This window comes from Streptomyces sp. NPDC092369, assembly GCF_044755245.1.
Lineage (GTDB): Bacteria > Actinomycetota > Actinomycetes > Streptomycetales > Streptomycetaceae > Streptomyces.
The window spans coordinates 114,313-127,239 of record NZ_JBIVQP010000004.1; the positions used below are offsets into that span (position 1 = coordinate 114,313).

General features: G+C 71.2%; 7 protein-coding genes. 2 read left to right on the forward strand and 5 right to left on the reverse strand.

The window, feature by feature from the left end; genetic code table 11:
* Nucleotides 1-29 precede the first annotated feature (29 nt).
* Entirely contained in the window at nt 30-3,494 is a 3,465-nt protein-coding gene (locus tag ACIQI8_RS24330) for an amino acid adenylation domain-containing protein (RefSeq protein WP_402354400.1), read from the forward strand.
* A gap of 78 nt (nt 3,495-3,572) precedes the next feature.
* Here ACIQI8_RS24330 and ACIQI8_RS24335 read toward each other — a convergent pair whose 3' ends face one another.
* Together ACIQI8_RS24335 and ACIQI8_RS24340 are read right to left on the reverse strand one after the other, a co-directional pair.
* The gene (locus ACIQI8_RS24335) at nt 3,573-4,589 is read right to left on the reverse strand and encodes an iron-siderophore ABC transporter substrate-binding protein (RefSeq protein ID WP_402354403.1); all 1,017 of its coding nucleotides are present in this window, start codon (nt 4,587-4,589) and stop codon (nt 3,573-3,575) included.
* A 194-nt stretch (nt 4,590-4,783) separates the two neighbouring features.
* Nucleotides 4,784-5,737: a methionyl-tRNA formyltransferase gene (locus tag ACIQI8_RS24340; protein ID WP_402354406.1), complete on the reverse strand. Its 954-nt coding sequence runs from the start codon at nt 5,735-5,737 to the stop codon at nt 4,784-4,786.
* A 53-nt stretch (nt 5,738-5,790) separates the two neighbouring features.
* On the opposite strand from ACIQI8_RS24340, the gene ACIQI8_RS24345 reads away from it, so the two are divergent.
* Nucleotides 5,791-7,146: a lysine N(6)-hydroxylase/L-ornithine N(5)-oxygenase family protein gene (locus tag ACIQI8_RS24345; RefSeq protein WP_402354408.1), complete on the forward strand. Its 1,356-nt coding sequence runs from the start codon at nt 5,791-5,793 to the stop codon at nt 7,144-7,146.
* Between the two features lie 60 nt (nt 7,147-7,206).
* Here the strand turns inward: ACIQI8_RS24345 and ACIQI8_RS24350 are convergent, their stop codons facing one another.
* The 3 genes from ACIQI8_RS24350 to ACIQI8_RS24360 form a co-directional block, all read right to left on the reverse strand.
* Complete coding sequence (locus ACIQI8_RS24350; protein WP_402354411.1) at nt 7,207-9,072, reverse strand: isochorismatase family protein; 1,866 nt, start codon at nt 9,070-9,072, stop codon at nt 7,207-7,209.
* A gap of 290 nt (nt 9,073-9,362) precedes the next feature.
* Nucleotides 9,363-10,892, reverse strand: a complete 1,530-nt coding sequence (locus ACIQI8_RS24355) for an amidohydrolase (protein WP_402354413.1) — start codon at nt 10,890-10,892, stop codon at nt 9,363-9,365.
* An 89-nt stretch (nt 10,893-10,981) separates the two neighbouring features.
* Nucleotides 10,982-12,820 (reverse strand): glycoside hydrolase family 15 protein, encoded by a 1,839-nt coding sequence (locus tag ACIQI8_RS24360; protein ID WP_402354416.1) that lies wholly within the window; start codon nt 12,818-12,820, stop codon nt 10,982-10,984.
* Between the last annotated feature and the right edge of the window lie 107 nt (nt 12,821-12,927).

The following is a 12,927-nucleotide window of genomic DNA, read 5'->3' on the forward strand; positions in this document are numbered from 1 at the left end:
TCCGTACAGTCCCCGCAGCGGAGGAACCGGTGACCCAGCAGCCCCCGACCCCCGACGAGTTGCTCCGCTCGGTCACCGACGCACTGAGCTCGCAGGAGCCGCCGCCCGGTGAGGACGACAGCCTCATCGGCTTCGGCCTGGACTCGATCACCCTGATGAGGATCGCCGGCGGCTGGCGCAGGCAGGGCGTCCGGATCGGCTTCTCCGACCTGGCCAAGGAGCCGACCCTGCGCGCCTGGCGGTCCCTGCTGGCGGCCGCCGTACCGGAGCCGGCCGCGCCGCCGACCCCACCGCCCCCGGTCGTGGCGGCCGTCCCCGGCGAGCCGTTCCCGCTCGCGGTCATGCAGCACGCCTACTGGATCGGCCGCGGCGACGACACCAACCTCGGCTCCGTCGCCGCGCATCTGTACGTCGAGTTCGACGGCGCGGACGTGGACCCGGAACGGCTCGACACCGCCGTACGAGCCCTCGTGGCGCGGCACGCGATGCTGCGGGCACGCTTCACCGACGACGGTCGGCAGGAGATCCTCCCCCAAGTCACCCGTCCGGTGACGGTCGTCGACGACCTGCGGGGCCTGGACGCGGAAGCCGCGGCCGCAGCGCTGGAGGAGACCCGGCACTCCTCCTCGCACGCCCGGCTGGATGTCGCCGCCGGTGAGGTGTTCCTCGTCCGCCTCTCTCTGCTGCCCGGCGGTCGGACCCGGCTGCACGTGGACGTCGACATGCTCGCCGCGGACGCGCTGAGCTACCGCGTCCTGCTCTCCGACCTGGCCGCGCTGTACGCGGAGCCCGACGCGCCACTGCCTCCGATCCGCACCAGCTATCCGGAGTACCTCGCCGAGCGGACAGAGGTGCGGCGGCTGAGCCGTGAGCAGTCGCAGGAGTGGTGGCTGCGGCGAGTGCCCGAACTGCCCAGCGCCCCCGAACTCCCGCTGGTGCCAGAGGCGGAGCGCACCAACCCCACCCGGGTGACCCGCCGTCACCACTGGCTGCCGCCCGAGGAGAAGCAGCGCCTGACCACGCGGGCCCACCGCCACGGGCTGACCCCCGCCATGACCGTGGCCACCGCTTTCGCCGAGGTACTGGCCGCCTGGAGCGGACAGCCTCGCTTCCTGCTGAACGTGCCGATGTTCGACCGGCGCGGCTCCCATCCCGATGTCGACCTGCTGGTCGGCGACTTCACCAGTTCCGTGCTGCTGGACGTCGACGTCACCGAGCCCACGTCGTTCACCGACCACGCCCGGCGCCTCCAGGACCGTATGCACACCGATGCCGCACACGCCGACTACTCCGGCGTCGAGGTGCTGCGGGACCTGACCCGGCACAACGGTGAACAGGTTCTGGCGCCGGTCGTGTTCACCAGCGCGCTGAACCTCGGGGAGCTGTTCGACTCCGGTGTCACGCACTCCTTCGGGAAGCCGGTCTGGATCATCTCCCAGGGGCCGCAGGTCCTGTTGGACGCCCAGGTGACCGAGGTCGACGGCGGTCTGCTCGTCAACTGGGACATCCGGGAGGACGCCTTCCCGGCCGGACTGATCGACGCGATGTTCGCCGCCTTCCACGGGCTCGTCACCCGGCTCGGCACCGACGACACGCTGTGGGAGCGGCCGGTCCCGGCCCTCCTGCCCGCTGGGCAGTCCGCGGTGCGTGCCGTCGCGAACGCGACCGACGGACCACGCAGCCATCGCCTCCTGCACCAGGGGTTCTTCGAGCGCGCGGCCGAGCGCCCGGATGCGCCCGCCCTGCTGTGGGACAGCGAAAGCTCTCTGTCCTACGGTGAGTTGGCGGACCGGGTGCTTCGTACCGCCGCCGCCCTGGTCCAGCGCGGGACCGGCCCCGGGGACACGGTCGCCGTCAGTCTGCCCAAGGGACCCGAGCAGATCGTCGCCGCCCTGGGCGTGCTGGCGGCCGGCGCCGCCTACGTGCCGATCGGGATCGAGCAGCCCGCCGCCCGCCGCGACCGCATCCGTGCGACGGCCGGCTTCCGGCTCGCCCTGACCGACGGGCGCCCGCTGGAGGGACTCGACACCCTCGCGGTCGCCGACGCCCTGGCGGCCGAGCCGCTGTCCGCGCCGGTGCCGGTGGACGAGGAGCAGGCGGCCTACGTCCTGTTCACCTCGGGCTCCACCGGCGAACCCAAGGGCGTCGACGTGCCGCACCGGGCGGCCATGAACACCATCGACGACCTCAACGACCGCTTCTCCGTGGGCCCTTCGGACCGCTGCCTGGCGGTCTCCGCCTTTGACTTCGACCTCTCCGTCTACGACCTGTTCGGGCTGCTGAGCGCCGGTGGGGCCGTGGTCCTGGTCGACGAGGCCGACCGGCTCGAAGCGCGGCAGTGGGCGGAACTCGTCCGCGCCCACCGGGTCACGCTCCTCAACTGCGCGCCCCCGCTGCTGGACATGCTCCTGCTGGCCACCGGACCAGGTGAACTCGCCGGACTGCGCACGGTGTTGCTCGGCGGCGACTGGGTCGGCACCGATCTGGCCGGCCGGCTCGCCGAACGGGCGCCGGGCTGCCGGTTCGTCGGTCTGGGCGGGACCACCGAGACCGCGATCCACTCCACGGTCTGCGAGGTGACGGATGCTCAGGTCCCCGTGCACTGGCGGGCGGTGCCCTACGGGACCCCGTTGCGCAATGTGCGCTGCCGGGTGGTCGACGCGCAGGGCCGGGACTGCCCGGACTGGGTGCCGGGGGAGCTGTGGATCGGCGGGGACGGGGTGGCGCTCGGCTACCGGCGCGATCCGGAGCGCACCGCCGAGAAGTTCCCCGAGTGCGACGGCATCCGCTGGTACCGGACCGGTGACCTCGCCCGCTACTGGCCCGACGGCACCCTGGAGTTCCTGGGCCGCCGCGACCACCAGGTGAAGGTGCGCGGCTTCCGGATCGAGCTGGGCGAGGTGGAGGCGGCCCTCGCCGGACATCCGGCGGTACGGCGTGCGGTGGCCGGGGTGACCCGGGCGCAGGGCGCCCAGCTCGCCGCCACGGTGGCCGCCGAGGACGTGACCGAGGACGAGCTGCGGGAGTGGGCGCGGACGGTGCTGCCGCCGCATATGGTCCCGGCCCGCATCGTCGTCGTACGAGAGCTGCCCCTCACCTCGAACGGGAAGCTGGACCGGCGGACGGTGGCGCAACTCTGGGAGTCCGCGGAGGAGTTGGAGCATCGGGCGCCGGGCACCGCACTGGAGAGCGTCGTGGCGCAGATCTGGGGAGACGTCCTCGGCACCGGGCGCGTCGGTCTCGACGACGGGTTCTTCGCGCTCGGCGGTGATTCGGTGCTCGCCACCGTGATCGTCAGCCGCTTGCGGGAGGCGCTGGACACCTCCGAGGTGTCCGTCCGTGCCCTGTTCGCGACTCTCACGGCCGGTGGGATGGCCAAGCGGCTGTCCGCCGAGGAGGAGACGCCCGGCCGGCTCGAACAGGTCGCCGCCATCCACCTGGAGATCGAGGGGATGTCGGCGGAGGAGATCGACTCGGCGCTGCGGGACGCGTGAGACGGTGAAGCGGCGGGGCGCCTGGGGCACCCCGCCGCTTCACCGTATGTGCCGGGCCCAAGTAGCCGCTCGGCGTACCTACTTGTCGAGCTTGGCGAAGCCCGCGTCCAGGTTGTTCAGCGCCCACGGGATGCCCAGCGCCGAGGGGCTGCGCAGCTGGCTGATGGTCTCGACGTCGGTGACGAAGTAGTTGCCCTTCTTCACCGCCGACATGTTCTTCACCAGCGTGCTGGACTCGAACGCCTTCTGCAGGTCCTTCGTCGTGAACGCGATGACCACGAGGTCGGCGTCCAGCTTGTCGAGCTGCTCGAAGGACAGCTCGCCCGTGGGGCTGCCGCTGACCGTCTTGATGTTCTTGATCGACGGGGTCAGCCCCAGCCCGAGTTCGCTCATCAGCTTGGCGGCGAAGTCCGTCTCGGAGGCGATGGTGTAGATCTTCGCCGGGGTGTTGCCGATGGACAGGCTGTAGGTCTTGCCGGCCAGGCCGGGGTGGGCCGCCTTCACCTTGGCGACGGCCGCCTCGGTGTCCTTGACGACCTGCTCGGCCTGCGCCTCCTTGCCCACGGCCTTGCCGACCACCTCGACGTGCTGCTGCCAGGTCTGCTGGCCCCACGCGCTCTCGTAGCCGATGGTCGGGGCCACCGCGGACAGCTTCTTGTAGTCCTTGTCCAGGGTGAAGTCGGAGGTGGCGAGAATCAGATCGGGCCGGAGGGCCGCGACCGCCTCGAAGTCGACGCCGTTGACGGTGTCGAGGAGCTTGGTCTTCTTGGTGTCGAGCTTGCCCTTCAGCCACGGGTAGACGCCGTCGGAGGCGAAGGTGTCCTTGGACACCGCGATCGGGGTGACGCCCAGGGCGTAGAGCGCGTCGATGTCGTCGGTGCCGCCGTTGCCGATCACCACGACCCGCTTGGGCGCCGAGGGAATCTTCGTGTCCCCGAACTTGTGCTTGATGGTCACCGGGAAGGCGGCGGAGGAGGCTTCCGCCTTCGCCGCGTCCGTCGAGGAGTTGCTGTCGTCGTCCTCGACCGAGCCGCAGGCTGCCAGACCGGCGATCAGGGTGACGCTGAGCAGGGTGGTCCGGAGCGATCTAGACATGGCGGTGCTTCCCTTTTCGCCGGGCGTGGGCAGAGTCATAAGGCCGCCAGTAAAGCAAGGTTAGGCTTGCCTTAGCAATGGATTCAGGCCGTTCGAGTCATCTGACCTGGTGTCATATACCTTTGGACATAAGGTTGTTGGGCACGCCAGAGGGGGCGTCGTCGTACGACGACGCCCCGGCTCGCGGGAGTCGGTCAGGGGCGTGCCGTGAGGTACCCGCCCATCGTGCGGAAGTAGTCGGCGGCGGCCAGTTCGGTGCCGTCCTCGGTGCGTACGCGCCGGACGAGCAGGCCGCGGCACCGGCCGTTGTGCGCGTCCGCGCCCGCCACGACGACCACGCCGTCGCCCTCACGGATGAAGATCCGCCCGGGCGTGCCGCCGTAGAACGCCTCGGACACGCCCGCCGACACGATCCTGAGGCGCTGACCGCGGTGGAAGGTGTAGGCGTTCGGGTACGGGTCCGACTGGGCGCGTACGAGGCGCTCCAGGCGTTCCGCCGGCCAACTCCAGTCGATCCGGCTGTCCTCGGCCGACCGCTTGTGGAAGAAGCTCGCCCGGCCGCGGTCCTGCGGCTGCCACTGGCCCGCGTCCTGGCCGGACGCGATCAGGTCGAGCGACTCGCGCACGATGGGGCTGATCAGGTCGACGGTGCGGTGGAACAGGTCGGTCGCGGTGTCGGTGGGGCCGACCGCGACCGGGCGCTGCACCAGGATGTCCCCGGCGTCGAGTTCGCCGTTCATGCGGTGTGCGGTGACGCCGACCCTGGGCTCGTTGTTGATGAGCGCCCAGATGATCGGCGAGAAGCCGGCGTACGACGGCAGCAGCGAGTCGTGGATGTTGAGCGTGCCGTGCGGCGGCAGGTCGAACAGCTCCGGCGGCAGCCAGGTGCGCCAGTTGTTGGCCACGATGATGTCCGGCGCCGCCTCGCGCAGCGCGGCGAGGAGTTCGGGGTCGTCCGGGCGGTTGCGCAGCAGGACGGGGACGTCGTTCTTCTCGGCGAGTTCGGCGACGCTGTCGTCCCAGATCTTCTCGTAGGCGTGGTCGCTCTTGGGGTGGGTGACCACGAGAACGACCTCGTGATCGGAGTCCAGCAAGGCCTGGAGGGTGCGGTGGCCCCAGGTCTGGTAGCCGAACATGGCGACGCGCATGCGGTTCTCCCGTCCAACGGCTCCATTGCAAGGTTAGGCTAACCTTATCTAACATGTGGCTGCCTGAGGGAGGCGATGCCACGGTGAAGTCACCGCTCAAGGGATCTGACACCAGCTACGACGTCCTCGGAATCGGTTTTGGGCCGTCAAATCTCGCTCTCGCCATAGCGATCGAGGAACACAACGCGGGACTACCACCGGAGGAACGACTCAACGCCCTGTTCCTGGAACGCCAGCCGGGCTTCGGCTGGCACCGGGGCATGCTGATCGACGACGCGACCATGCAGGTGTCGTTCCTCAAGGACCTTGTGACACTGCGCAATCCGACCAGCGACTTCAGCTTCCTGTGCTTCCTGCGGGAGCGCGGCCGGCTGGTCGACTTCCTGAACCAGAAAACCCTGTTCCCGCTGCGGGTCGAGTTCCACGAGTACTTCACGTGGGCCGCGGAGCGGGTACGGCACCTGGTGGCGTACGAGCATGTCGTCACCGCCGTCGACCCGGTGCGCGACGAGTCGGGCACCGTGACCCACTTCGACGTGGTGTGCCGGGATCCCGAGCGCCCCGGCAAGACGGTGACCTACCGGGCCCGGGACATCAGCGTGGCGGTCGGCCTGGAACCCCATGTGCCGCCCGGCATCGAGCTGTCCGAACGGATCTGGCACAACAGCCAGTTGCTGCCCCGGGTCACCGAACTCGCCGCCGAGGGCACGCCGGTCAACCGCGCCGTCGTGCTGGGCGCCGGGCAGAGCGCGGCCGAGACCGTCGACTATCTGCACCGCTCCTTCCCGGACGCCGAGGTCTGCGCCGTCTTCGCCAAATACGGCTACACCCTGGCCGACGACAGCCCGTTCGCCAATCGCATATTCGACCCCGAGGCCGTCGACGTGTACTTCGGCGCGCCCTCTGAGGTGAAGCAGTCCCTCTTCGACTACCACCGCTCCACCAACTACTCGGTGGTCGACATGGAGTTGATCGAGGCCCTGTACGCGACCGCCTACCAGGAGAAGGTGAGCGGGCGGGAGCGGCTGCGGTTCCTCAACGTCTCGCGCATCCGTGACGTGGTGACCCGGGACGACGGATCGCTCGACATCGCCGTCGAGTTCCTGCCCACCGGCGAACAACAGGTGCTGTCGGCCGACGTGTTGGTGCACGCCACCGGCTATCGCCCACGTGACCTCACATCCCTGCTGGGCCAGGCCGCCAAGGTCTGTCTGCGCGACGACGAGGACGCGCTGCGGGTGAGCCGGGACCACCGGGTGGAGACGGCGCAGGGCGTCACCGCGGGGATCTATCTGCAGGGCGGCACCGAGCACACGCACGGCCTGACCTCGACGCTGCTGTCGACGACCGCGATCCGGGCGGGGGAGATCCACCGCTCGCTGGTGGCCAGGCGCGTGGCGCCCGTCTGAGCCGGCCGGATGAGCCCGGGGGAAAGCGGCCCGGGCGGCGCGTGGAGCGGAGGCGGTCGGTCAGACCGCCTCCGCCTCCGTCACCGGGTGCTCGGTGCCGAACGCGGCCACCACCCGGTCCGTCGCCGTCACCGCCCCGCACGTGTCCGCCACCCACTCCAGCGCGAACTCGTGGCTCCCAGGCGTCAGGTCGGCGACCGCGTCGGCCACGACGAACGCCTCCAGATCCTGCGTCCAGGCGTCACCGGCGGTCATCAGCACACCGGCCCGGGCGTACAGTCCGAGGATCACCACCTGGTCGCGCTCCAACTCCCGCAACCGGCCGTCCAGTCGGGTCCGGGCGAACGCGCTGTACTTCCGGGCGGTCAGCACGGTGTCGCCGGCCAGCGGCTCGACCTGCGGGACGAACTCCTCGGCCGCCGCGCCCGCCGACAGGCCGGCGAGCTTCGCGTAGGGGACGGGACCCCGGCCCGAGGCGCGCCGGTCGCCGGCCGGCACCGAGTGGATCACGGGCACTCCGGCGGCCCGGGCGCCGTCGACCAACTGACGCGCGTTGGCGAGGAGTTCGGTCGCAGGGGCGGCCTCTCGCTCCAACGCGCGTACGAACCGGTTCTGGAGATTGAGGACGAGGAGCGCGGCCCTGGCCGGGTCGAGGGTCCAGCCCGTCTGGTCGGCGGGCAGCATCGCGGGGGTCGGCATGACGTAGGGGAACATCGGAGGAGTCATCTCGGTGTGCCCTTCGGAAGTGTGCGGACGGGGCCGTCGGCCGCGCGCCGCCGGGACCGGGCGGGCGGTGCGCCCGGCCGCGACCGGACCACCGGCGGGCAGCTCCGGCCCCCGCTCGACGACCAGGTGATCCGTGTCGGTCACCCGCGCGATCGCCCCGGTGCGGTGGAAGCCGTCGGCGGTGAGGAATCCGGCGTCGTGCTCGGGCGAGCGCCAGTAGCCGCGGATCGTGGACGGGCCGCGGCTGAGCAGATGACCGCTCGTGCCGTCGAGGACCTCGCGGCCCGAGTCGTCGACGATCCGCACCTCGTCCGCGGTCGACACCGGACGCCCCCGGCCGGTCAGGCACGCCTCCGGGCCGTCCTGGGGCCGGGTCCAGGAGATCAGGCCCTGCGCCGTCCCGAAGACCTGCCGCAGCGAGCAGCCGAGCGCCGGCCGCACCCGCCGGGCCAGCCGCTCGTCCAGGGCGGCGCCACTGACCACCAGGGTCTGCAGACCGCCTAGATCGTACGCGGTGACCGCGGCGGCCAGCGTCCACGACGCGACGAGGTGCGCGGGAAGCGCGGTGTGGGTCACCCCCGCGCTCGCGACCACCGGGAACGCGGTGTCCGGATCGGCGGCCCCGGGTCCCAGGACCACCCGGCCGCCCGCCCACAGTACCGCCAGCCAGTCCGCCAACCCCGGTACGCCGACGGTCAGTTCGGGCAGCGCGGCGAGGTGGACCGTGTCCTCGCCGACGCCCAGCACGGTCGCCCTGTCCTCCACCGCGCGCACCAACTCCCGGTCGCTGAGCGGCACGAGGCGTGGGACGCCCACTCCGTCACCGGCGAGCTGGAGGAGGGCGAGATCGTCGGACCCGGGCGCCTCGGCGGCCGACGTGAACCGGCTCACGGCCCGCGTCACCGACTCGCGCACACCGGGCGGCACGACGACGGGCACGGCCCCGATCCGCCGCAGTGCGAAGAACTCCTCGAACAGGTGCAGGGAGCCGGGGAGTTGGACGACCACCCGGTCTCCTGGCCGGATCCGGCGGGCCGTCAGCTCGGCGGCTCGTCGGCGTACCTGCTCGTCCAGTCGGCGATAGGTCCAGGCCCGTCCGCCGTCCGTGACCTCGACGAGCGCCACCCGCTCGGGATGCAGCTCCGCGCGCCCGAGGAGCACATCGTGGAGCGTGGTGGGCAGGGATGCGTCGCTGCTCACAGATCGTTTCCCCTCGCGGTCACGGGCCCGGGGCGCACGGGGGCCGTCGGCGCGGGGGTGGCGAGTGGCACGACTCGTCCACGGCACGGCCTCCCGGTCGGGCTTGGGAGATTAGGTTAGCCTCACCTAAGCTCCTCTGTCGCCTTCATTGGCGCCGAACGCCGGCCCGGTGCCGGGGAGTGCCGAGGGGCGGGACGCGAGGGGTGATCCGAGGGGCCGGGATGCGAGGGGTGGTCCGAGGAGTCGGATGCGAGGGATGATCCGCGCCGTCACCGGCGGCGGGCGGGAGGTCAGAGAGGACCGTGCGTCCAGCGCCCGCCGAGCATCGTCGCGTGCACCGGCATGTCGCGCAGCGTGTCCGCGTCCGCCTTCAGCGGGTCCACGTCGACGGCCACCAGATCGGCCGCGTCACCGACCCGGATCAGCGACCGGCCGAGGGCCGACGCGGCCAGCGCCGCACGCACCGGGACGCGCTGCTCCGGATGCCAGGCGGGCCGCTCGTCGCTCGTCCGGCTGACGGCCGAGGCGATGCCCAGCCACGGGTCGAGCGGCGAGACGGGCGCGTCCGAACCGAACTCCAGCCGTGCACCCGACGCCAGCAGGTCGGCATAGGCGAACGCCCGTCCGGTGCGCCCCGCCCAGTACACGTCCGCCACGTCACGGTCGTCGGGGGCGTGCGCGGGCTGCACGCTCGCCGTCACGCCCAACTCCGCGAACCGGGGCACATCGGCGGCCGACAGCAACTGGGCGTGCTCGATGCGCCCACGGCAGCGGACCGCCTCGAACGCGTCCAGGGCAAGGGTGTTGGCCCGGTCGCCGATCGCGTGGACGGCCGGCTCTATCCCGTGTGCGGAGGCGCGCCGCATCAGCCGGACCAGCTCCTCGTACGGCGTCTCCTCGATGCCGTACGCCTCCTCGGTGTTCTCCATGCCGGGGTACGGGTCGCAGCACAGCGCGGTACGGGTGTTGAGAGAGCCGTCGGTGAAGAGCTTCAGGGGGCCGACCTGGACCAGGCCGCCGGTGCCGGGCAGCACGTCACCGGTTCGCAGGCCGCGGGCGATCGCCGCTTCCAGGTGCGCGGGGTAGACGGCCGCCCGCACCCGCACAGGGAGCGGTGAACTCGCGGCGCGGCGGCTCCAGTCGACGAGGTTGTCGGAGAAGTGGAAGTCGATGAACCCCGTCACCCCGCGCGCGGCCGCGTCCCGGCAGGCCTCCGCGACCCAGCGGTCGAGGACGTCCTGGGGCACCTCGGGCAGCGCGGCGATCGCCTCGAAGCACTCGTGCTCCCGCAGGACGCCCGTGGGATGGTCACCGCGTCCGACCAGCGCCAGACAGGGCGAGTTGAGCCACGCCGCATGCAGATCGGCGCTGATCAGCGCGACCGGCCGGTCCGGGCACACCGCGTCCAGCAGCGACTTGTGCGGCAGGTCGGGCCACAGTCCGTCCCGGAACCCCTGCCCCAACAGGACGTCCCCGCCGGGCAGTTCCGCCGCGGCAGTCCGTACGGCAGCCGCCACCGCCCGTGCGGACCCACGACCGGACAGGTCCACCCGGTGCCGGTTGCCGGCCCACTGGGCGGCATGCACATGGGCGTCCCACAGACCCGGCAGCACGGTACGCCCGTCCAGATCGACCACCGGACCGTCCCCGAGATCGCCCTGCGTGGCACCCTCGGTGATCACGACGATCCGTCCGCCCTCGATCCGCAGGCTGCGCAGCGGCCCGCCCGCCCCCAATCGCACCCGCGTGAGCGTCAGCGCGGTTGGCGGGGTGTCGAGAGCGTCCGCCAGGGGGCCGGAGATGCCGTCGAGGCTCGTCATGAGGGCTCCAGTGGTGTGATCACGTGCGGTGGGGCGGGACCGGGACGTCCGACCGGCGTCCCGTCCTGAGCGTCGAACCAACCGGGTCCTCAGCCGAGGGCCCGGTCCAGGTTGAACGCTGCACTGATCAGCGCGAGATGCGTGAACGCCTGCGGGAAATTGCCCTGTTGCTCACCGGTCTGGCTGATCTCCTCGGCGTACAGACCCAGATGGTTGGCGTACGTCAGCATCTTCTCGAAGGCGAGGCGCGCCTCGTCGATCCGGCCGGCGTGGACCATGGCCTCGACGTACCAGAACGAGCAGATGGAGAAGGTGCCTTCGTCGCCCCGCAGCCCGTCGGGGCTGGCCAACGGGTCGTAACGGTAGACCAGCGAGTCCGAGACCAGGTCGTGGGTGAGGGCGTCCAGGGTGGACAGCCACTTGGGGTCGGTGGGCGCGATGAACTTCGTCAGCGGCATCATCAGGACGGACGCGTCCAGCACCTCGCTGCCCTCGAACTGCGTGAAGGCCTGACGGGACTCGGACCAGCCCTTGCTCATGATCCGCCGGTAGATCGTGTCCCGGCAGTCGCGCCAGCGCAGCAGGTCGGCCGGCAGACCGCGGCGGTTGGCCATCCGGATGGCCCGCTCGATGGCCACCCAGCACATCAGCCGCGAATAGAGGAAGGTCTTGCGGCCGCCGCGCGTCTCCCAGATGCCCTCGTCGGGCTGGTCCCAGTTGTCGCACACCCAGTCCACCAGCGCGCACACGTCGTCCCACTGGGCGCTGGAGACGGGCTTGGCCCACTTGTCGTAGAGGTAGATCGAGTCGATCAGCGCGCCGTAGATGTCGAGTTGGAGCTGCTCGGCGGCGGCGTTGCCGACCCGCACCGGCGCGGAGCCCTGATGCCCTTCCAGGTGGTCGAGTTCGAGCTCGGGGAGGTCGGTGCGGCCGTCGATGCCGTACATGATCTGCAGGGGGCCCGAGGGTTTGCCGTCGCCCGGGGAGATGTGCCGGGTCACGAACTTCATGAACGCCTCGGCCTCGCCGGTGAATCCGAGCCGCAGCAGGGCGTAGACACAGAAGGCCGCGTCGCGCACCCACACGTAGCGGTAGTCCCAGTTGCGCTCGCCGCCGAGCTGCTCGGGCAGGCTCGTCGTCGGGGCGGCGACGATCGCGCCGGTGGGCGCGTACGTGAGGAGCTTCAGGGTGAGGGCGGAGCGGTGCACCATCTCCCGCCAGCGGCCCCGGTACTTGGAGGCGGACAGCCAGTGCCGCCAGTAGTCCACCGTCGTGGCGAACTGCGCCTCGGCCTCCTCCTTCGCGCACCGGTGCGGCTCGACGCCGCGGCCGACCTGGTCGAGGGCGAAGACGGCCTGCTCGCCCTCGGCGAGCTTGAAGTCGGCCCGGACGTCCGCTCCGTCGGCCTCCAGCGGCACGGTCGAGGTCAGCGCGAGCGACAGTTCGCCGGTGTCGAAGACGGCGGCCTCGCCGATCATGCGCACGGTGTGCGGGAGGGAACCGTAGTCGAAGCGCGGGGCGACCCGGGCGCGGAACGGGATGGAGCCGCGTACGCACACGACCCGGCGGATCAGCCGATGCCGCTCGGCGTCACCGTCCTCGCCGTCGATCGGCATGAAGTCCTGTACCTCACCGACGCCCTCTTCGGTGAAGAACCGGGTGATCAGGACGTTGGTGTCCGGGAAGTAGAACTGCTTCGTCTTCGCCGGCACGGCCGCCGCGAGCTCGAAGGAGCCGCCGCGCTCCGCGTCCAGGATCGCCGCGAAGACGCTCGGCGCGTCGAAGGCCGGGCAGCAGTACCAGTCGATGGTGCCGTCGGTCCCGACCAGGGCCACGCTGCGCAGATCGCCGATCAGTCCGTGCTCGGCGATCGGCAGATAGCGGCGATCGCCCCCGGGGGTGTCCTGGTCGTTCTCCGTCGCGCCCATCGCCGCCTCCCGATCCCCGACCCACAGTGCGCTCTCAGCCTAGGTGGAAACGGTCTTGCGGGCGCGAGGATCGAGGTGGCCGGAAGGGACTGTGGCCAGTCACACGG

Bases quoted from the DNA above. Each gene is read 5' to 3' on its own strand.
- ACIQI8_RS24335 (WP_402354403.1), bottom strand. From the start codon at position 4,589: ATGTCTAGATCGCTCCGGACCACCCTGCTCAGCGTCACCCTGATCGCC.
- ACIQI8_RS24340 (WP_402354406.1), bottom strand. From the start codon at position 5,737: ATGCGCGTCGCCATGTTCGGCTACCAGACCTGGGGCCACCGCACCCTC.
- ACIQI8_RS24345 (WP_402354408.1), top strand. From the start codon at position 5,791: ATGTGGCTGCCTGAGGGAGGCGATGCCACGGTGAAGTCACCGCTCAAG.
- ACIQI8_RS24355 (WP_402354413.1), bottom strand. From the start codon at position 10,892: ATGACGAGCCTCGACGGCATCTCCGGCCCCCTGGCGGACGCTCTCGAC.
- ACIQI8_RS24360 (WP_402354416.1), bottom strand. From the start codon at position 12,820: ATGGGCGCGACGGAGAACGACCAGGACACCCCCGGGGGCGATCGCCGC.